Here is a 20,170-nt window from a genome sequence, read left to right on the forward strand (position 1 = left end):
CGCATGACCAACACACTCTACGACGCCCTCTTCGGCCAGCACGCGGGCCGCGACGCGCCCTTTCTGCTGCTGCCCGAGGACGGCACCATCACCTACGCCGGCTTCCTCGCCCGCGCCGCTCAACTGGCCCATGCGCTGACTGGGGCAGGGCTGCAACCGGGCGACCGGCTGGCCGCGCAGGTGGAAAAGTCGCCCGAGGCGCTGATGCTCTATGCCGCCTGCGTGCAGTCCGGCGTGATCTTCCTGCCGCTCAACACCGCCTACACGGCCGACGAGCTGAGCTATTTCATCGAGAACTCCGGTGCCAAGCTGGTGGTCTGCGACCCGGCCAAGGCCGATACCCTGCGCGCGCTGACCGAGGCGCAGGGGGCCGCGATGCACACCCTTGCCGCCGATGGCAGCGGCAGCCTAACCGAGGCCGCCGCAGGCTGCCCCGACAGCTTCCAGACCGTGCCGCGCGGCGCGGATGACCTCGCCGCCTTCCTCTACACCTCCGGCACCACCGGGCGCTCCAAGGGCGCGATGCTGAGCCATGGCAACCTGCTGTCCAACGCCCGTACGCTGGCCGAGCACTGGCGCTTCACCGGCGAGGATGTGCTGCTGCACGCGCTGCCGATCTTCCACACCCACGGGCTCTTCGTGGCCACCAATGTGACGCTGGCAGCGGGCGGGGCGATGATTTTCCTGCCCAAGTTCGACCCGGATGTGATCCTTGCGCGGATGCCGCAGGCCACTACCATGATGGGCGTGCCCACCTTCTACACCCGCCTGCTGGACGATGCCCGCCTCACCCGCGAGGCCACCGCGCATATGCGCCTCTTCGTGTCGGGGTCTGCGCCGCTGCTGGCGGAAACCCACAAGGCCTTCAAAGCCCGCACCGGCCACGTCATCCTTGAGCGCTACGGGATGACCGAAACCAACATGAACACCTCCAACCCCTACGATGGCGAGCGCCGCCCCGGCACCGTGGGCTTCCCGCTGCCCGGCGTCGAGCTGAAGATCACCGACCCGGAGACCGGCGCAACCCTGCCAGACGGCGAGGTTGGCCACATCGAGGTGCGCGGGCCCAACGTGTTTCAAGGCTACTGGCAGATGCCAGAAAAGACCGCCGCCGAACTGCGCGAAGATGGCTTCTTCATTACCGGCGATCTCGGCATGATCGACGCAGACGGCTACGTGCATATCGTCGGGCGCGGCAAAGACCTGATCATCTCGGGGGGCTTCAACATCTACCCCAAGGAGATCGAGCTGATGCTCGATGACCAGCCCGGCGTGCTGGAATCCGCCGTGATCGGCGTGCCCCATGCGGATTTCGGCGAAACCCCCGTGGCCGTGATCGTGCCAGAGCCCGGCGCAACCCCCGACACCGCCGCCATCGACACCGAACTGCGCGAAAAGCTGGCCCGGTTCAAACATCCGCGCGCCATCAAGCTGGTGGAGGCGCTGCCGCGCAATACGATGGGCAAGGTGCAAAAGAACCTGCTTCGCGATCAGTACAAGGGCCTGTTCACCACCGCTTGACCCGGCTCCAGCGCAACAGCCTGTTGCACTCGCACCGGGATCGTGGCGAAAAGGCCGCATACCCCCGTCCGGCCCCCAAGGTGACCATGAGCACAGAGCCAAGAGAAACAGAGGTGCCAAACCCGCTGCCCGCCGCGCGGTTGAGCGTGGCCCCCATGATGGATTGGACAGACCGCCACTGCCGGTTCTTCCACCGCCAGCTCACCGGGCAGGCGCTGCTCTATACAGAAATGGTCACAGCCCCGGCTCTGGTGCGGGGTGGGGCGGTGCACCTGTTGGAGTTTGACGCGGCCGAACATCCGGTGGCGGTGCAGCTTGGCGGCTCGGAGCCGGAGGAACTGGCGCAGGCGGCAAGGCTTGCGCAAGAGGCGGGCTATTGCGAGGTGAACCTGAACATCGGCTGCCCGTCCGACCGGGTGAAATCGGGCTGTTTCGGCGCGGTGCTGATGAAATCCCCCGAGCTGGTCTCCGACTGCCTCGCAGCCATGCGCGAGGCGGTGTCGGTTCCGGTGACGGCCAAGTGCCGGATCGGCGTGGATGAGCAGGAGCCGCGAGAGGTGCTGCCGCAGTTTCTTGAGATGCTTGAGAATACCGGCATCACCCGGGTCACGGTTCACGCCCGGAAGGCTTGGCTCCAAGGCCTCAGCCCCAAGGAAAACCGCGAGGTTCCGCCGCTTGATTATCCGCTGGTCCATGACATGAAACGCGCCTTTCCGGGGCTGCACCTGTCGATCAACGGCGGGGTGACGAGCCTGGCCGAGGCAGAGGCACATCTGGCGGCGGGGATGGACGGGGTGATGATCGGCCGCGCGGCCTACCATGATCCGGGCCTGCTGCTCGCGGCGGATGCGCAGATCTTTCACGCCCCACCATCGGGGCGAACCCGGCGCGATGTTGTCGACGCCATGCGCCCCTATATCGCCGGGCATCTCGACGCGGGCGGCAAGCTGGCCCAAATCACCCGCCACATGCTGGGGCTGTTTCAGGGCCGCCCCGGCGCCCGCGCTTGGCGCCGTATCCTCTCCGAGCATGCCCACCGCGAAGGCGCTGGCCTTGAGGTGTTCGACCAAGCCCTCGCCGCGCTCCCCGAAGCTACCCTCGCCGCCTGAGCGGAAGGGCGCGCCAAAAGAGATTCAGTGGATATTTCCCCGCAAGAAAATGGGCAAATTTGATTCAAATTCGCCGCAGTTTCTGTGGACTTTCTGGCTGCGCGTAGCCCGTATGCAGTGGGGGGCTGGCCCCCGCGCCCGTTCTATCCGCCGCGTCGTGCAACCCGGCCCGCGCGCCCGCCGCGCCGTTTGCGGTGAAGGCCCTCCCGCTCGGGCAGTTCCTCGATTAGCGCGTGGCGTTCTTCGGGGCTCATCCGGCCCCAAGCGGCGATTTCATCAATCGAGCGCAGGCAGCCGGTGCACAGCCGGGTTTCGGGGTGGATGACGCAGATCTTGATGCAGGGGCTTTCGATTTCGTCGCGGCGCCAGAGCTCGTCCATCAGGCCCTCCCGATATAGGCGAGCCGGTCGAGCGCGCCCTGCAGGATGTATCCGGCGGCCACGTGGTCGATCACTTCGGCCCGGCGGGCGCGGGAGGTATCGGCCTCCAGCAACGCACGCTCGGCGGCGACGGTTGAAAGGCGCTCGTCCCAAAAGCCGATCGGCCCTTCCCAGAGGCGCGAGAAGTTGCGGGCAAAGGCGCGGGTGCTTTGGGCGCGGGGGCCTTCGGAGCCGTCCATGTTGCGCGGCAGGCCAAGCACGAGGCCGGTAATTGAACGCGCGTTCAGAATGGCCAGAAGCGCCTCTGCATCCGGGGTGAACTTCTTGCGCTTCACCGTTTCCAGCGGCGTGGCGACAGAGCGCAGCCCATCGGAAACCGCCACGCCGATGGTCTTGGTGCCAAGGTCGAGGCCAGCCAATGCGCCGGCGCGGGGCAGGGCGGCGGCGTAGTCTTCGAAGACGTCAAGGATCATTCGCCCCCTCCGGCCGCGGCTTCGATCATCGCGATGGCTCCCGCATTGCCCGCAAACACCTCGCGCGCCTCGCTCAGGATCTCTTGCTGACGCTCGCGCTGGCCAAGCACGCCAAGCGCGCGCACCAGCTGCGCCCATTTCTCCGGCGGCCCGCCCTCGGTGGCCAGCTCTTCGGCCAGCCCTTCGACCATGCCTTGCACCATGGCGGCGCGATCTTCTTCGCTCATCTCCTGCGCGGCCTCCATATCGGCGGCGCTTGGGCCTCGCACCTCGGCCTTCGGGGTGTAGTCCACCCCCGCCGCCTGCGCCGCTGCCGCCAACTGCCGGGGCAGGTCCTCGGCCCAGAGCGCGCCCTCGGGCACATTCCCCTCTACCGAGCGCCAGACGTTGAAGGCAAGGTCGCCCCGGCCTGTCTGCGCCCGCATCAGGCCCCAGTAATACCGGGCGCTCATGTTTTCGCCGTCGCGCCGCAGAGCCTCGGCCAGCACCGCCTCCGCCTCGGGCGACACATAGCCCCCGGCGTCGCTGATCCAGAGCTCGGCCAGCAACACGAAATCCTGCGATGTTGCCTCTGCCCCCTTGATCCGCAGCACCGCCTCCTGCGCCTCCGCCGCCGCGCCAAGGTTGCCCATCGCGGCCTCGTTGCGCACCAGCAGCACATGGCCTTCAAGATCGTCAGGGCGGCTTGCCACTGCCTCGCGCAGCTTTGCCATCAGCGCCTTGAACTCTTCCGACACCTGCGGATCGGGCGTGTTTGGCAGGCTCTCGGCATAGCGCGCCGCAGCCTCCTCTTGTCGCGGGCGATTGACGCGATAGGCCTCTGCCGCTTCCAGCCGGGCGGCGATGGGGGCATCGGGGTAGCCCGGCGCTCCGAGCACCACGTAGAGCCCAAAGCTGAGCGCAATCACCAGCAGCGCAAGCCCCGCCGCCAGCCCAAGGCTCACCCCGTGCGGCGCTCTTGCCGCATCCGCAGTGCCGGCGGCGGCCCTGTCCGCCTCAAGGATCCGGCGCTTGATCTCCAGCTCCAGCCGCTCGGCCTCGCCCGCGTCGATCCGGCCCGCCTCGGCATCGGCGGCCACGGCGGCCAGTTGCTCGCGATAAAGCCCGATCGCAGGCACCGCGCCAGCCTCTGCCACGGCCCGTCGCGCCAGCAGCGCCCGCGCCAAAAGGCCAACCGCCACCAGCGCCAGCCCGACCGATATCACCCAGAACCCCATGGCCCCTCCAAGCTCGTCAGCCCCTGCCTTACCGCCCCGCGCCGCGCCCTGCCACCCCTCGAAGCGTCGCACCCGGTCACATGGTTGCGGGGCAGGGCGGTAAAGATTGGGCGAGGGTCGCAATCCGGGGGCAGGGCGTCGTTTCGACGCGTTTGCACCGGCCCGCCGAGTTGCATTAACTCAAAGGTGGATTCCACGCCCGAAAGGCCCCCCGATGCGCCGCTACTCCGCCTTTGCCATCGCTCGTGAAGCGCTCCGCCACCACACCGGCTGGGGCCGCGCATGGGGCAAACCGGAGCCAAAGAAAAGCTATGATGTGGTGATCGTTGGCGCAGGGGGCCACGGCCTCGCCACTGCCTATTACCTCGGCAAGAACCACGGGATCACCAATGTCGCGGTGATCGAAAAGGGCTGGCTCGGCGGCGGCAACACCGGGCGCAACACCACCATCATCCGCTCCAACTACCTGCAGGATCCTTCGGCGGCGATCTACGAGAAGGCGCGCAGCCTCTACGAGACCATGAGCCAGGATCTCAACTACAACGTCATGTTCTCCCCCCGCGGCGTGATGATGCTGGCCCAGACCGAGCATGAGAAGCGCGGCTACCTGCGCACCGCCCACGCCAACGCGCTGCAAGGCGTGAGCACCGAGTTCATCGGGCCGGAGCGGGTGAAGCAGATCGCCCCGATCATCAACATCGACGGCCCGCGCTACCCGGTGCTCGGCGCGCTCTGGCAGGCCCGCGCCGGCACCGCGCGGCACGATGCCGTGGCCTGGGGCTACGCCCGCGCCTGCTCCGACATGGGGATGGACATCATCCAGACCTGCGAGGTCACCGGCGTCACCCGCGAGGGCGGCAAGGTGACGGGCGTGGAAACCTCCAAGGGCCACATCGGCTGCAAACAGCTCGGCATCGTCGTTGCGGGCCACTCCGGCCAACTCGCCGAAATGGCGGGCTTCCGCCTGCCCATCGAGGCTGTGGCGCTGCAAGCCTATGTCTCCGAGCCGATCAAGCCCGCGCTCGACTGCGTCATCATGGCCAACACCGTGCATGGCTACCTCAGCCAGTCCGACAAGGGCGAGATGGTCATCGGCGGCGGCGCGGACAACCACAACAACTTTACCCAGCGCGGTAGCTTCTCGCATATCGAAGAAACCACCCGCGCCCTCATCGAAACCTTCCCCATGCTCTCCCGCCTCAAGATGCTGCGCCAATGGGGCGGCATCGTGGATATGACCGGCGATCGTTCCCCGATCCTGTCGAAAACCCCGGTGGATGGCGTCTTCATCAACTGCGGCTGGGGCACCGGCGGCTTCAAGGCCATCCCCGGCTCCGGCTGGGGGTTTGCCGAGCTGATGGCAAAGGGCCACTCGCCCCTCACCTCCGCCTTCGGTCTGGAGCGCTTCCGCGAAGGCCGCTTCATCGACGAAAGCGTTGCTGCCGGGGTGGCACATTGATGACCCTCGGCAATCTCCCGCTCACCCACAACGCCGCCCGGAACAACCGGCCCTCCTGTCACGTTCTCTCCCCAATCACGGCGGGCATTGGTGCCTGCCGCTTGGACAGAGACCGCACAGGAGACATCAAATGGCCCAGTACGAAGATCATTCGACCCACACCTCCGCTCACACCCCGCCGCCGCGCGAAAGCTCCGGCACTGGCACAATGGCCTTCATCATCGGCGGCCTCGTCGTTGCCGTTGCCGTCATCGCGTGGTTCCTCTCGGGCGGCGATGTTGAAAACAGCAACGCGACCGTTCCGGCGGATGGCGGTGACGCAAGCGTCACCATCGAATCCACTCCGGCCCCCGCTGACGATGGCGCAGCAATGGAAAGCGCTCCGGCCAATGATGGCGACGCTGCTGCCCCGGCCACTGAAGCCGCTCCGGCTGAAGAGCCTGCCCCGGCGGACGAACCCGCAAACTGATAGAACCCACCGGCCCACCCTCCAGAGGGTGGATGCCACCACTCATGTCATGGCCGTGCTCCGCTTTCGGAGTGCGGCCATGGCTGTTTTCGGAGGGGCAGCGCACGGCGCGTTTACACCTCCGATTTCGGCCAGATCCGTGAATTTTCGTATGCATAGGTTGTGCATGGGTTGTGCACGGGATGTGGCTGTCCCGATTTTCGCCCTCAAACCGGCGATTAACCTTTCCAACCATCTCCGCAATCAGGGTTAACGCCGATGCTGAAATTCACCTGCCCCTACTGCGGTATCGAGGCCAGCGAAACCGAGCTGACTGCTGGCGGCGAAGCCCATCTCAAGCGCTACGGCCCCGGGGCCTCTGACGAGGATTTCGAGGGCTACCTCTTCCTGCGCAAAAACCCCAAGGGCGTGCACCTTGAGCGCTGGCGTCATGCAATGGGGTGCGGCAAGTGGTTTCTTGCTGCGCGCCATACCGCCACGCTGGAAGTGTTCGGCACCTACCCGGCGCAAACCCAAGAGCCGCCCGCAGAGATCATCGAGAAAATTCGCGCCAAGTTTCCGGAGTGGCAGGCATGAGCACCCGTCTTTCCACCGGCGGTCGCCTGATCGACCGCTCCAAGCCCGTCTCCTTCCGCTTCAATGGGCGAAACATGCAAGGGTTCCAAGGGGATAGCCTTGCCGCAGCCCTGCTGGCCAATGGTCAGGTGGTGATGGGCCGCAGCTTCAAATACCACCGCCCGCGCGGCGTGGTGGCTTCCGGCGCAGAGGAGCCCAACGCGCTCGTCGGGCTGGGCGAGGGCGGGCGGTTTGAGCCCAACCAACGCGCCACCACCACCGAGCTTTTCGACGGGCTCACCGCGATCAGCCAAAACCACTGGCCCTCGCTGGATTACGATGTTGGCGCGGTCAACGCTGCCCTCTCCCGCTTCCTGCCCGCAGGCTTTTACTACAAGACCTTCATTCATCCCCGCGCCGCGTGGAAGCACCTGTTCGAGCCCTTCATTCGCAAGTCCGCAGGCCTCGGCAAACCCTCCAACCCGGGCGATCCGGACCGGTATGAGCACGCCTTCGTCCATACCGATCTGCTGATCGTTGGTGGTGGCATCGCCGGGCTTCAGGCCGCGCTGACAGCGGCCAAGACCGGGGCCAAGGTTCTGCTGCTGGAGCAGGAGGTCCATTGGGGCGGGCGTGCCCCCGTTGATGGGGCAGAGATCGAGGGCGAACCAGCGCAGGCGTGGGTCAACCGCGCGGTCGAAACCCTTGAGGCCGCGCCCAATGTCACCCTGCGCAACCGCTGCATGGGCTCCGGCGTCTACGACCATGGCTATGCGCTCGCCTATGAGCGCTGCACCGATCACACCCCCGGTGCGGCTGGCCCCCGCCACCGCCTCTGGCGCATCCGCGCGGGCCAGATCATCACCGCCACCGGCGCGTTGGAGCGGCCCCTCAGCTTCTCCGGCAATGACCGCCCCGGCGTGATGCTCGCCTCCGCCCTGCGCGACTACATCGTCAACTACGGCGTCTCTCCCGGCGACCGGGTGGTTGTTGTCACCAACAATGACGACGCCTATCGCACCGCTCTGGCGGTTAACGACTCCGGCCTCACCGTGCCCTGCGTCATCGACGCCCGCCCCACCGCAGATGGCCCGCTGCCGCAAGCCTGCCGCGAGGCGGGAATCAGGGTAGAAACCGGCAAGGCCATCGCCGGGGTCGGGATGAAGGGCAAGGCTCTGAAATCCGTAGATATTTGCGCCCAAGCGGGCGAGGGCGCCGTGCTGGAGACCATCCCCTGCGAAGCTGTCGCCATGTCCGGCGGCTGGTCCCCCGTGGTGCACCTCTGGAGCCACTGCGGCGGTAAGCTGTTGTGGTCAGAGGATAATTTTCACTTCTATCCCGATGTGGCCCGCTTCCCGACCAGTGATGACGGCGCGCAATACGTTCGCACCGCCGGCATAGCCTCCGGCATCATGCTCACCGAGCAAGTTCTTGAAGACGCATCGAAAAACGCAGTTTCCGCCCTTGCTGATCTTGGCCATTCGGTAGAGGCCTGGCGCCCGTCTGCCACCGGGGTCGAAGAAGCCAAGATGGCCCCTGTCTGGGTCATGCCGCAGGGCGCGAGCCGGGCAAAAAAATCCAAGATGTGGTTGGACTTCCAGAACGATGTTAAAGTCTCCGATGTCGAGCTTGCGGCGCAAGAGGGCTACCAATCCGTCGAGCACACCAAGCGCTACACCACCCTCGGGATGGCGACGGATCAGGGAAAATTGAGCAACATCAACGGCCTCGCCGTGCTCTCCGGCGCGCTGAACCAGCCGATCCCGCAGACCGGCACCACCACCTTCCGCCCGCCCTACACGCCCATATCCATGGGTGTTATCGCCGGGCCGGGCACCGGTAACACCTTCCAACCGCTCAGAAAAACGCCGATGCACAGCTGGCACGAGGCCAACGGCGCCGATTGGGAGCCGGTCGGCCAATGGCGGCGGCCCTATTGCTACATGAAGCCGGGCGAGAGCCGCGAGGCTGCCGTCTCAAGAGAGATCCGTAACACCCGGGATTCGCTGGGGCTTCTGGACGCCAGCACGCTGGGCAAGATCCTCGTCACCGGCCCTGATGCGGGCAAGTTCCTCGACATGCTCTACACCAACATGATGAGCACGCTGAAGCCCGGCAAATGCCGCTACGGTCTGATGTGCAACGAAAACGGCTTTCTGATGGACGATGGCGTGGTGGCCCGGCTGGATGAAAACAGCTTCCTCGTCCACACCACCTCTGGCGGCGCCGATCACATCCACGCCCATATGGAAGACTGGCTGCAATGCGAGTGGTGGGATTGGAAGGTTTATACCGCCAACCTCACCGAGCAATACGCACAGATTGCGGTGGTCGGCCCCAACGCTCGGAAACTGCTGGAAAAACTCGGCGGCATGGATGTCTCCAAAGAGGCGCTGGCCTTCATGGAGCACGCCGATGGCGAGCTCGCCGGGCTGCCGGTGCGGGTCCATCGCATCAGCTTCTCAGGTGAACTCAGCTATGAGATCGCCGTGCCGGCCAACCGGGGGCTGGAGCTTTGGGAAAAGATCGTCGAGGTCGGGGCGGAGTGGAACATCACGCCCTATGGCACCGAGGCGCTGCATGTGATGCGGGCCGAGAAGGGCTTCATCATGATTGGCGACGAGACGGATGGCACCGTCATTCCACAGGATCTTAACCTTTCGTGGGCAATCTCGAAGAAGAAAGAGGATTTCCTCGGCAAACGGGCACAAGAGCGCGTGCACATGGCAAGCGCCGAGCGGTGGAAGCTCGTGGGGCTTGAAACCATCGACGGCTCGGTGCTGCCCGATGGCGCATATGCGCTGGCTGAGGGCACCAACGACAACGGCCAGCGCAACACGCAGGGCCGCGTCACCTCGACCTACCACTCGCCCACGCTGGGCCGTGGCATCGCCATGGGGCTGGTTCTGCACGGGCCTGACCGGATGGGCGAGGTGCTGAAGTTCAACAAGGTTGATGGCAGCAGCGTGGAGGCGAAAATCGTCGATCCGGTGTTCTACGACAAGGACGGGGAGAAGCAGAATGTCTGACCCGCGAAGCGCCCTCGGCGGCGCTGTTTACCAAGGTTACGTCACCGTTAAGGATGCGGGCGCACATGGCATGCTCACCCTGCGCGGCGACCATGCCGAGCTTGCCGACGGGGTGAAGGCCGCCGTTGGGCAGGGGGTGCCCGCCCAACGTCGCACCGAGGGCGGGCTTGGCGGCGGTGCAGCCTGGGCCTCCCCGGATGAGCTGTTGCTGTTCTGCGAATACCCGCAGAGTGGCGAAGCCCTCCAAGCGGTGCGCAAGGCGTTGGCGGGCAAGCACTTTCTCGCCGCAGACGTCTCCGATGCGCGGGCGGTGTTCACGCTGGAAGGGCCGGGCATCCGCGACCTTCTCGCCAAACTTTGCCCCGCCAACCTCTCGCCCGAGGCTCTCCCCCATGGCGAGTTTCGCCGCAGCCATATCGGGCAGGTCGCCGCGGCCTTCTGGCTGGAAAGCGAAAGCCGCGCCACGGTGGTCTGTTTCCGGTCCGTGGCGGGCTACATGTTTGACCTGTTGAGCAAGGCCGCCGAGCCGGGCAGCGAGCTGGGTTATTTCGCGCCCACGTCTTCCTGGGCTTCGGCCAGCGCCTCATCTTCGGGGCATAGATCAACCCAGCTGTCGTCTTCCGCGTAGCCAAGTTTGGCCAGCGCGTCGCTGTAGCGTTCGGCGTAGATCTTGGCGATCGACCGGGGCAGGGCGTTTTGCCATTGCTTCTTGCTGCCCGTGCCCGAGGTGACATGCAGGGCGACCCTGTCGGTGCGGTCCTCTTCCTTCTTCAGCCCGCCAAAAAGGCTTTTGTCCCAAAAGCTCTTGACGGCCCGGTCAACATCAATGCCCGCCACGCCCATCCGCTCCATCGCGGCGCGGAAGATCACGCAGTCCTCATCGCTGATCAGGTCTTCGTAGCGCAGATCGACCACATTGGGATGATCGTATGGCCAGTCCAGCATCTCCTGCAACGTCCGGTGGTGCCGGTTTTCCATCTCGAAGATCAGCCGCTCGTGGTCACTGTCCAACGAATTCAGCTTATCCTGATAATTCATCCCACCCCACTTGGGCCGGGGGATGCGCAGAAATTTCTCGCGCGCAAGCGGTGCAATCCGATGGTAGCGCATCCCCGAGAGCAGAACGTCGCGCGGGTCGCGGATGATGTGCAAAAACCGCGCTTCCTCCATGTCAAAAAGCTCCTGCGGAAAGCTGGAGTTCCAGTTGACGATAATCTGCGGCCCCTCGGGCACAATGTCTGCCAGCCGCTCGGCGCGGTAGCAAAGCAGAAAGGGGATATTCTGGTCATCGCGGATCGCCTTTGAGACGCCGCGCATCCAGATGGTGCCGGTCTTGTGGTGGCTGCCGAAGCAGAGAATGCGAGGTTGGGTCATTCGGCGGCCTCCGGCGGATTGTCCTTTTTTTCCAGATCGGTAGCCGCTTCAGCCTCGGCCTTTTCGCGGGCCTTACGGGCCTTGCGCTCTTCTCTGGTTTCCTCTTCCGGCTCTTCGGGCATTTCGCCGGTTTCCACGAACTTGGCGAGCCTTTCGTCCTGCATCTGGTAGGCGATGGCGCGGCGACAGGTTTCAAGGCAGGCGCGGTGCAGCGCGGCCAGATCATCGTCGGCCAGCATCTCGTTTACAATCTCGCGGACGCCCTCGGTGACAATCGACTTGTCCTCATGGGCATTCAGATCGAGCCGGGTAAAGTAATCAAGGTCGATCCGGTCCTTGTTCTTGGAATTTGCCGTGCCGCGCAGGCGTTTGAGCAAGAATTCCTGACGGCTCTTCACCGCGTAGTGGTTGATCTGCGCAAGTTGGTAGCCAACGGTGTGCTTGTTGGAGCGCCACCCTTTGTGAAGGATGTCATCGGGCATCCGCTGTCCGTTGCCGTTGGACCAGCAGCGCATGCCGGGCAACACCTCGGTGCGTTTGTCGAACTTGGGGCGGTGGACGCCGAAAAAGTCGAAACGGTCGGGTTTGCACAGTGTCTTGAAGCCCCAAACGAGGCCGCTCTCGGGCTCGTCGATGCTGCACGCCCGGTCAAACCGCTCCGTCACTAGCGCCTCGGGATCCCACTCGGCAAGGCCTGCGGAGCCCATGAACCGCCAGTTGAGGCTGATCGCGTCGGCCCCCGGTGTGCAGGCCTCGATCAGCGCGTCGACGCTGCGGTCGCCGCAGTGAATATTCAAGAATTCATCGGCGTCGATCACCAGCACCCAATCGGCGGTTTTCACCTCTTTCTGCTTGTTCGCGCGGGAGTAGGCGGCGCGTTGCGGGTCCATCCTTGGCCCGAGCGGATTGTCGAAGTGGCGCACCAGCCCCATCTGATCGAGCCGATTGAGCATCAGGTTGGTGCCATCGGTGCAATCGTTGGAGAAAATGGTGAACTCGTTGAAGCCGATCAGCCGGTGATAGGCGATCCACTCCAGCAAGTAGGGGCCTTCGTTCTTCATGGTCGTGAGGACCATTTTGCGTTTGGGCGCGTATCTCATTCGGCGGATGACCTGATCTTCTGCGGCACGTTCCCCGCGATTTTTATCCGAATCTTCTTGCGTTTCTGGCTGGCTGGTGGTGTCGCCCCGGCCTCGGCGCTCTTGGTCGCCGACCCGGGGCGGTGGGGCTTTGGGGGCGCATTTCCTTTCAGCAGGGGCGGGGCGGCTTTTTTGAGCGCGGCCATTTCGGCGTAGCCCTCCGCGATCTTCTGTTCGATCACCGCTGCGATGTCGGCGGGCATCACCTCTTCATCGCCGAGCCGGTCATCAACATCCTCACCAGCATCGGTGGTCTTGCCCTCGGCGGCGGCCATCGCGGCGGCCCGCTCTGTCTTGGCGCGCAGCTTGGCCTGTTTGGAGCCGGCGACGATCTTGGCGATCTCGCGGTCGGGCACGCCGGCCTCCTGCATCTCGCGGACTTTCTGCTGCCAGAGCTTGGGCAGGTGCTGGGTAAAGAGCACCTCGTCGAGCTTGTCGATCGGCTGGGCAGAGGCGCGTTTGAGCTCTTCGAGCCATGCCTCGTATTCGCCGGTTGCGCGAAGTGCCTCAACCCGTTGGGCGTGATATTCCAGCGCCTTCTCCTGCAACGCGCGCAGCGTGTCGTCCTGCAGGAACTCGTTCATCAGCCGCCGGGTGGCGCGGGCGTGGCGGGTGGCGTTGGTGGCCTCTATCTCGTTGCGGTCGAAGATGGAGAAATAGGCGGCGTTATACTTGTCGGCCTTGTTGTTCACATTGCCGCGCATCCGCCGCAGCAGATAGGCCTCGTAGCTCTTGACGCCGTAGTGATTGAGCTCAACCAGATTATAGCCCAGCGTCGGGCCGGAGCTGCGCCAACCGGCAAGGTTGAACTCGCTTGGCACGTATTCGCCAGAGCCGTTAACCCACTTGTATTTCAGCATTTCCTGCGCCCGCTCGGGCAGGCGCTTGGCCCCCTTCATATGCGGGCGATGAATGCCAAACTTCATCTCCTCGAAGGGCTTGAACATGGTTTTCAGGCCCCAGCCCTTGCGGAACCGGTCAGGCGCCGCGCGGGTGTAGCTCTCGGTAACGAGGCCGGGGTTCCAGTCGGTGATGTCGTTGCAGCCGAAGAACCGCCAGGTGATGTTGATGGCGTCGGCGTCCTCGGGAATGTTCTCGATCAGGTCCGAGACCTTGCCTCGTCCGCATTTGATAGAAACGAACTCATCGGCATCCATCACCATGATCCACTCGGAATTGAGGATCTGGGGGTTTTTCTGGGCCAGCGAGAGTGCGTTGGGCTGGGGTTTCTTGCCCTCGGGCACGACGTTTTCGAAGTGATGGCAATAGCCCATCTCTTCCAGCCGCATAAGGATTTCGTCTGTGCCGTCGTTGCAGTTGTTGGTGTAGACGCAGATGTTATCGAAGCCGATATGGTGGTGGTAGGCCACCCATTCGAGCACGCAATGGCCCTCGTCCTTCATCATCGACAGGATGGTGTAGGTTGCCTTTGTCGCTGTCTGGTCCGCCTCACCGGCGGGAGCGCTCTCGTCGTTCATGATCTGCCTTGTATCTGCCTCGCACCCGAAGCCCCTGGCGGGAGCCTAGCGGTGGCGGGTTAACGCCCGTTCAATGGCCGGGTGCTGCTCTGCTCCGGCACGCCCGGCCGGTTCGGTGCCACCATACGCAACCGGGCAATGAAGTCACCCCTCTGGGCCGCTTTGTTGCCTGATCGGCGACAATAATTGCGCAGCCGCCACAGCGTTTTGCCGCCGGTATGCTCTTTGCCACCCTTGACCTCGCCTGCCTGCGCACTCTTTATCCCGGTAACGAAATCAAACAGACAGAGAGGAACCTCCCATGGCTTTCGAACTCCCCGATCTTCCCTATGCCCACGATGCGCTCGCCGATCTTGGCATGTCCAAGGAAACGCTCGAATATCACCACGACATTCACCACAAGGCCTATGTCGACAACGGCAACAAGGCGATTGCCGGCACCGAATGGGAAGGCAAATCGGTCGAAGAGATCATCAAGGGCACCTATGATGCCTCCGCCGTCGCCCAGAACGGCATCTTCAACAACGCCTCGCAGTTTTGGAATCACAACCAGTTCTGGGAGATGATGGGCCCCGGCGAGAGCGCCATGCCCGGCGAACTGGAAAAGGCGATCACCGAGAGCTTCGGCTCGGTCGACAAGTTCAAAGAAGAATTCTCCGCCGCTGGTGCGGGCCAGTTCGGCTCGGGCTGGTGCTGGCTGGTGAAAGACACCGATGGCGGCCTGAAGGTGACCAAAACCGAAAACGGCGTGAACCCGCTCTGCTTCGGCCAGACCGCACTGCTCGGCTGCGACGTCTGGGAGCACAGCTATTACATCGACTTCCGCAACAAGCGCCCGGCCTACCTCAGCAACTTCCTCGACAAGCTGGTGAACTGGGAAAACGTCGCCTCGCGGATGTGATCCCGGCGGGCGGCGCACCCCGCGCCGCCATGTGACAAAGCCAATAGGCGCGATGCTCTAACCGGGTGTCGCGCCTTTCTTTTTGCCGGAACCCGCGCGGCCACCCATCCGTTGATCTTTCAAAGGAGGACCACAGGATGGCAGAACGTAAACGATCCAACGACATGAGCCGCGACACCGACAAGATCATGGGTGCCGAAGGCGAAATTTCTCACGGTGGCCGTGAGGGCGGCAGGCTGGCCCGTCAGGTCGGCAGCGAGGACGAGCTCAAGCGAGCAAACGAGCGCCCAGCCGGTGCAACACGTGTCACCAAATCCATGGAAGAAGAGGAGGCCGACCAATGAGCGGGCTGAGCCAAGGCACATGGGTGATGGTCGCCGACAGCGAGAAGGCACTGTTCTTGCACAATATTACCGACGGGGAAGATCCGTATCTGGTGGTGTCGGGCAAGGAAAGCCAAGATAACCCCTCCGACCGCGAACAGGGGGCAAATCGCCCCGGCCGGATGCCCGACACCGGGCAGGGCCAGCGCTCGGCGCTTGATGATACCGACTGGCACGAGTTGGCGAAGGAGCGCTTTGCCCACGACCTCGCTGAATTGCTCTACCAGAAAGCGCACAAGGGCGAGTTTGATCGCATCGTGCTGGCCTGTGCGCCGCAGGTGCTTGGTGCGCTGCGCAAGGAGTTGCACATGGAGGTGGCCGACAAGGTGATCTTCGAGGTGCCCAAGACCCTTACGAACCACCCGGTCGAAGAGATCGAGCAGATCGTGAAGGGCGAGATGGAAGCGGCTTAGATCGCTTCCAGCGCCTCGGTCAGTTCTTCAACCGTGTCCACCGTCTTGAAGAAGCCCAAAATGTCGTCGCCGGCGAAACCGCTGGCGACGACATGCTCGATCAGATCGGTCAGTTTGGACCAGTAACCATTGGTGTTGAGCAAAAAGATCGGTTTGGCGTGCAGCCCGAGTTGCCGCCATGTCAGCACCTCGAAAAGCTCATCCAGCGAGCCTGCGCCACCGGGTAAAACCGCCACCGCATCGGCGTTCATGAACATCACCTTTTTGCGCTCATGCATGGTTTCGGTGACGATGAAGCTGGTCAGGTCGCGCTTGCCCACCTCGCGCTGCAGCAGGTGGGTGGGGATCACCCCGAAGGTTTCGGCCCCGCCAGCCTGCGCCTTTCGCGCGACGCGCCCCATCAGCCCAACATCGCCCGCGCCGTAGACCAGCCGCCAGCCGTGGTTTGCAATCGCCGTTCCAAGCGCTTCGGCGGCTTCGGCATAGGCCGGGTCTGCGCCATCGCGCGAGCCGCAGTAGACACAGAGGGAGAGGGTGGCTGTCATGGCGGGGCTCCGGAGGTTGATGCTGAAAAGAGCCGTCATCTCGGCGGCTTGCTTTGACCGGTGATAGCGGCATGGCTATGCTTGCTCAACCCGGGCAGAGAGATGGCGCGGTGAGGCATTATCGAGGAAGGGCAATGTCGGCTTGGAATTCCCTCTCCCCCGTGCTGCGGGGCGGCTTGACGGCGAGCGCGCTCGCGCTGGCCGGTGCGGGCCTGTGGCTGTGGCAGGGCGGGCTTGCGCCCGAGGCGGAGCCGGGTGCCGAAGTGTCCTCTGGTGAGGCCGCGAGCGAGGCTGTGGAGGCTGAAGCGGGCAGCACCGAAGAGAAGGGTGGAACCGTTGCTGGCAGCGGAGCGGCAGAGGAGCGGCAAGCCGCATCAGAGCCGCGCGCTGCCGACGAACCGGAGCAAGCAGCAGAGACGCCCGCGCCCGCAAGCGCACCAGACCCGGCAGCCAGCGATGCCACGGACGAGGCCCAAGCGGCGCAGAGCACAACGGCTGGCGACGCGCCACAGCAGGGCGAGGCGCGCCTGCCCAGCTTTGATCTGGTCCGCATCGAACCCGGTGGCGCGGCGGTCATTGCGGGCAATGCCGCGCCGGGCGATGCCGTTTCGCTCCTGCTCGACGGCGCGCCCATCGCAGATGCAACAGCCGACGCCTCGGGGGCCTTCGTAGCACTCACCAACATCCAGCCCGGCGATGTGCCGCGTGTGCTAACGCTTCTCGCCAAGGGCGAGACGGGCGAGCGGCGATCGAAAGCCAGTGTGATCGTTGCGCCTGCCGTCACCGTGGCAAATGCCGACGAACAGCCTAGCGACCCGCCGCTTGAAACTGCCTCTCTCGGAGAAGATAGCGCACCCGCGTCACGGGCCGAAACTACGCCCGCAGAGACCGAGGCCCAGCCATCCTCGCCCGAAACCCCCACGCCGCCGGACATGGACGACGCGCCTGCTACGGCCTCTACCGCGGCCAGCCCGGCAGGTGAGGAAAACGAAGCGGCAGCGCAGTTGTCTTCTGAGCCGGGCGAAGCCGATGCGCCGCAGGCGGCCGAGGCTGCGCCGGAAGGCCTCGCAGAGGGCCCCGCGACATCCGATGCGCCCGCCACCACGGCTGCCAACACAGGCAATGCGCCCGTCACCGGCCCCGGCGAGACCGCGACAGAGCCGCAACTCCCCCCGGCTGAAACTCCGGAAACCGCCGCAGCCGACCCGCTGCCTGCCACAAAAACCGCCCGCGCTGCTGCCCCCGCTGTCTCCGGCGAGGGCGCACAGCTTCTGGTGGCCAGTGGCGAGGGGCTGCGGGTGCTTCAACCCAGCGCCACGGCGGCAGAGGTGCCACTGCGGGTTGAGACCATCGGCTACCGTGAAGGCGCGGTCACCCTTTCGGGCCGTGGCACCGGCGGACCGTCAGACCTGCGGATCTACCTCGATAACGACCCGGTCGCCGTGGCGCCGCTTGATACCGATGGCACATGGACAGCCGAGCTGAGCGGCGTGACCCCGGGCACCTACACGCTGCGGGTCGACCAACTGGCGCAAAACGGCAAGGTAACAGGACGGTTTGAAACGCCCTTCCTGCGGGAAAGCGAGGCGGCACTTGCCCGCAGCGCGCCCGCGCCGACCGATGCAGAGGGGCTCGCCGTTTCGGTCATCACCGTGCAGCCGGGCTATTCGCTCTGGGCCATCGCCTCTGACCGCTACGGCGACGGCATGGACTATCACAAGGTGCTCGAAGCAAACCGGGGCCAGATCCGCGACCCGGACCTGATTTATCCGGGCCAGATCTTCGATCTGCCGGATTGAAAGCTGCCCTGCGGCGTGATCGCACTGGACGCCGCCGCACAGCGCCTTAGGTTCGCCGCAACATTCACGATCCTGAGAGGTGCGCCAGGCCCATGGCCGAGCCAACCCGGAAAGACCCCGGCTCCAACTGGGGCATCATCCAACGCGTTCTGCCCTATCTCTGGCCAGATGGGCATCCGGGCCTGAAGGCACAGGTGGTGCTCTCGCTCGCCGCGCTGCTGGTGTCCAAGCTGATTTCGGTGGCCACGCCCTTCTTTTACAAGGCGGCGGTGGACCAACTGGCGGGCGATACGCCCTCCACCGGCCTGCTGATCGGGCTGACGGCGGTTACGCTGACGGTGGCCTATGGCATGGCCCGGCTGCTCACCGTGGGCTTCCAACAGCTGCGCGATGCGTTCTTTGCCCGCGTCGGCCAGCGGGCGCTGCGGCGGCTGGCGCTGGAAACCTTCAACCACATCCATGCGCTCTCGATGCGCTACCACATCACCCGCCGCACGGGCGGGCTGAGCCGGATCATCGAGCGCGGCGTGAAGGGCGTGGAATTTTTGCTCCGGTTCATGCTGTTTTCCATCGGGCCGCTGATCCTTGAGCTGTTGATGGTCTGCGTGGTGCTGGCCTGGGTGTTTGACATGCGCTACCTCGGCGTGCTGGTCGTCACCATCGCGCTCTACGTCGCCTTCACCTTCAAGGTCACCGAATGGCGCGTGCGGATCCGCAAGCAGATGAACGACAGCGACACCGACGCCAATCAGAAGGCGATCGACAGCCTGCTGAACTTCGAAACCGTCAAATATTTCGGGGCCGAGCGGCGGGAGGCATCGCGCTATGATGCGGCGATGGCGGGCTATGAGGATGCGGCGATCCGCACCAACTATTCGCTCGGCTTCCTCAACTTCGGCCAGTCGGTTCTGATCACCGGCGGTCTGGTGGCGGTGATGGTGATGGCGGCCATGGGCGTGCAGAACGGCAGCCTGACGGTGGGCGATTTCGTCATGGTCAACGCCTATATGATCCAGATCACCGTGCCGCTGAACTTCCTCGGTTCGGTCTACCGCGAGATCCGGCAGGCGCTGACCGATATGGGCGAGATGTTCACCCTGTTGGGCCAGCCCGCCGAGGTGACGGATGCAGAAGGGGCAGGGGCCCTTCAGGTGGCGGGGGCGGAGGTGCGCTTTGATGATGTGCGCTTTGGCTACGATTCCGAGCGGGGTATCCTGAAGGGCGTCAGCTTTGCGGTGCCTGCGGGCGGCAGCCTTGCCATCGTCGGGGCCTCCGGGGCGGGCAAGAGCACCATCGGGCGGCTCCTGTTCCGGTTCTATGATGTGACGGGCGGCGCGATCAGGATCGACGGTCAGGACATTCGGGAGGTGACGCAGGAAAGTCTGCACGATGCCATCGGCGTGGTGCCGCAGGATACCGTGCTGTTTAACGACTCGATCCGCTACAACATCGCCTACGGGCGGCCTGAAGCGAGCTTTGAAGAGGTCGTCGAAGTCGCCAAATCGGCGCGTATCCACGCCTTCATCGAGAGCCTGCCGCAGGGCTATGACACGGCAGTGGGCGAGCGCGGGCTGAAGCTATCGGGCGGTGAGAAGCAGCGGGTCGGGATTGCCCGAACGATGCTGAAGAACCCGCCGATCCTGCTGCTGGACGAGGCGACCTCGGCGCTGGATACCGAGACCGAGCAGCAGATTCAGGGCGCGCTGGCTCGGGCGGCGGAGGGGCGCACGGTGCTGACCATCGCGCATAGGCTCTCGACCGTGGCCGGAGCCGATGAGATCATCGTGCTGGATGCGGGCGAGGTGGTGGAGCGCGGAAGCCACTCCGAGCTTCTGGCGCGGGGCGGAAAATACGCCGCCCTCTGGTCACAACAACAACGCGAAGAGGCCGCCTGAGGGCGGCTCATTCGCCACGCTCGCCTCCGGC

General features: G+C 64.6%; 19 protein-coding genes. 12 read left to right on the plus strand and 7 right to left on the minus strand.

The window, feature by feature from the left end; translation table 11 throughout:
* Positions 1-3: 3 nt before the first annotated feature.
* Together ACXAG6_RS09590 and dusA are read left to right on the plus strand one after the other, a co-directional pair.
* A complete protein-coding gene (locus ACXAG6_RS09590; RefSeq protein WP_475337223.1) occupies positions 4-1,521 on the plus strand; it encodes a malonate--CoA ligase in 1,518 nt (505 codons plus the stop codon).
* An 86-nt stretch (positions 1,522-1,607) separates the two neighbouring features.
* A complete protein-coding gene (gene dusA / locus ACXAG6_RS09595; RefSeq protein ID WP_475337225.1) occupies positions 1,608-2,630 on the plus strand; it encodes a tRNA dihydrouridine(20/20a) synthase DusA in 1,023 nt (340 codons plus the stop codon).
* Positions 2,631-2,773: 143 nt separating this feature from the next.
* Here the strand turns inward: dusA and ACXAG6_RS09600 are convergent, their stop codons facing one another.
* From ACXAG6_RS09600 to ccmI, 3 genes are read right to left on the minus strand one after another with little or no spacing between them, the layout of a single operon-like run.
* Positions 2,774-3,010 carry a DUF1289 domain-containing protein gene (locus tag ACXAG6_RS09600; protein ID WP_140013693.1) on the minus strand — a complete coding sequence of 79 codons (237 nt, stop codon included), beginning with the start codon at positions 3,008-3,010 and terminating at the stop codon, positions 2,774-2,776.
* Positions 3,010-3,483 carry a Holliday junction resolvase RuvX gene (gene ruvX, locus ACXAG6_RS09605; protein WP_475337226.1) on the minus strand — a complete coding sequence of 158 codons (474 nt, stop codon included), beginning with the start codon at positions 3,481-3,483 and terminating at the stop codon, positions 3,010-3,012. Before ruvX ends, ACXAG6_RS09600 begins: the two co-directional genes overlap by 1 nt.
* A complete protein-coding gene (ccmI, locus tag ACXAG6_RS09610; protein WP_475337227.1) occupies positions 3,480-4,772 on the minus strand; it encodes a c-type cytochrome biogenesis protein CcmI in 1,293 nt (430 codons plus the stop codon). Before ccmI ends, ruvX begins: the two co-directional genes overlap by 4 nt.
* A gap of 142 nt (positions 4,773-4,914) precedes the next feature.
* Between ccmI and ACXAG6_RS09615 the strand changes: the two genes are divergently transcribed.
* From ACXAG6_RS09615 to ACXAG6_RS09635, 5 genes are all read left to right on the plus strand, one after another.
* Positions 4,915-6,159: a sarcosine oxidase subunit beta family protein gene (locus tag ACXAG6_RS09615; RefSeq protein ID WP_475337229.1), complete on the plus strand. Its 1,245-nt coding sequence runs from the start codon at positions 4,915-4,917 to the stop codon at positions 6,157-6,159.
* A 130-nt stretch (positions 6,160-6,289) separates the two neighbouring features.
* Entirely contained in the window at positions 6,290-6,628 is a 339-nt protein-coding gene (locus ACXAG6_RS09620; RefSeq protein ID WP_475337230.1) for a hypothetical protein, read from the plus strand.
* Between the two features lie 258 nt (positions 6,629-6,886).
* The gene (locus ACXAG6_RS09625; protein WP_140013698.1) at positions 6,887-7,204 is read left to right on the plus strand and encodes a sarcosine oxidase subunit delta; all 318 of its coding nucleotides are present in this window, start codon (positions 6,887-6,889) and stop codon (positions 7,202-7,204) included.
* Positions 7,201-10,212, plus strand: coding sequence for a sarcosine oxidase subunit alpha family protein (locus tag ACXAG6_RS09630; protein WP_475337231.1), 3,012 nt, complete (start codon positions 7,201-7,203; stop codon positions 10,210-10,212). The genes ACXAG6_RS09625 and ACXAG6_RS09630 overlap by 4 nt, the downstream gene beginning before the upstream one ends.
* Positions 10,205-10,840 carry a sarcosine oxidase subunit gamma gene (locus tag ACXAG6_RS09635; RefSeq protein WP_475337233.1) on the plus strand — a complete coding sequence of 212 codons (636 nt, stop codon included), beginning with the start codon at positions 10,205-10,207 and terminating at the stop codon, positions 10,838-10,840. Before ACXAG6_RS09630 ends, ACXAG6_RS09635 begins: the two co-directional genes overlap by 8 nt.
* Here ACXAG6_RS09635 and ACXAG6_RS09640 read toward each other — a convergent pair.
* Genes ACXAG6_RS09640 through ACXAG6_RS09650 form a run of 3 tightly spaced genes read right to left on the minus strand, consistent with a single transcriptional unit; the run spans position 10,756 to position 14,203 of the window.
* Positions 10,756-11,586, minus strand: a complete 831-nt coding sequence (locus tag ACXAG6_RS09640) for a hypothetical protein (RefSeq protein ID WP_475337234.1) — start codon at positions 11,584-11,586, stop codon at positions 10,756-10,758. The two genes, ACXAG6_RS09635 and ACXAG6_RS09640, sit on opposite strands and share 85 nt — an antisense overlap.
* Positions 11,583-12,662 carry a glycosyltransferase family 2 protein gene (locus ACXAG6_RS09645; protein ID WP_475337235.1) on the minus strand — a complete coding sequence of 360 codons (1,080 nt, stop codon included), beginning with the start codon at positions 12,660-12,662 and terminating at the stop codon, positions 11,583-11,585. The genes ACXAG6_RS09640 and ACXAG6_RS09645 overlap by 4 nt, the downstream gene beginning before the upstream one ends.
* A gap of 20 nt (positions 12,663-12,682) precedes the next feature.
* Complete coding sequence (locus ACXAG6_RS09650) at positions 12,683-14,203, minus strand: glycosyltransferase family 2 protein (protein ID WP_475337237.1); 1,521 nt, start codon at positions 14,201-14,203, stop codon at positions 12,683-12,685.
* Between the two features lie 301 nt (positions 14,204-14,504).
* Between ACXAG6_RS09650 and ACXAG6_RS09655 the strand changes: the two genes are divergently transcribed.
* The 3 genes from ACXAG6_RS09655 (at position 14,505) to ACXAG6_RS09665 (ending at position 15,900) form a co-directional block, all read left to right on the plus strand.
* Positions 14,505-15,104: a superoxide dismutase gene (locus tag ACXAG6_RS09655; RefSeq protein WP_140013703.1), complete on the plus strand. Its 600-nt coding sequence runs from the start codon at positions 14,505-14,507 to the stop codon at positions 15,102-15,104.
* A gap of 137 nt (positions 15,105-15,241) precedes the next feature.
* Complete coding sequence (locus tag ACXAG6_RS09660) at positions 15,242-15,448, plus strand: hypothetical protein (protein WP_475337238.1); 207 nt, start codon at positions 15,242-15,244, stop codon at positions 15,446-15,448.
* The gene (locus ACXAG6_RS09665; RefSeq protein WP_475337239.1) at positions 15,445-15,900 is read left to right on the plus strand and encodes a host attachment family protein; all 456 of its coding nucleotides are present in this window, start codon (positions 15,445-15,447) and stop codon (positions 15,898-15,900) included. The genes ACXAG6_RS09660 and ACXAG6_RS09665 overlap by 4 nt, the downstream gene beginning before the upstream one ends.
* On the opposite strand, the gene ACXAG6_RS09670 is transcribed toward ACXAG6_RS09665, so the two are convergent.
* Positions 15,897-16,445: an LOG family protein gene (locus tag ACXAG6_RS09670; RefSeq protein ID WP_475337241.1), complete on the minus strand. Its 549-nt coding sequence runs from the start codon at positions 16,443-16,445 to the stop codon at positions 15,897-15,899. The genes ACXAG6_RS09665 and ACXAG6_RS09670 overlap by 4 nt on opposite strands.
* Positions 16,446-16,579: 134 nt before the next feature.
* Here ACXAG6_RS09670 and ACXAG6_RS09675 point away from each other — a divergent pair, with 134 nt between their 5' ends.
* Together ACXAG6_RS09675 and ACXAG6_RS09680 are read left to right on the plus strand one after the other, a co-directional pair.
* Positions 16,580-18,244, plus strand: a complete 1,665-nt coding sequence (locus ACXAG6_RS09675; protein WP_475337243.1) for a LysM peptidoglycan-binding domain-containing protein — start codon at positions 16,580-16,582, stop codon at positions 18,242-18,244.
* A 92-nt stretch (positions 18,245-18,336) separates the two neighbouring features.
* Complete coding sequence (locus ACXAG6_RS09680; protein WP_475337244.1) at positions 18,337-20,139, plus strand: ABCB family ABC transporter ATP-binding protein/permease; 1,803 nt, start codon at positions 18,337-18,339, stop codon at positions 20,137-20,139.
* Positions 20,140-20,170: the final 31 nt, after the last annotated feature.

The organism is Vannielia sp. ABF1_015 (assembly GCF_056160745.1).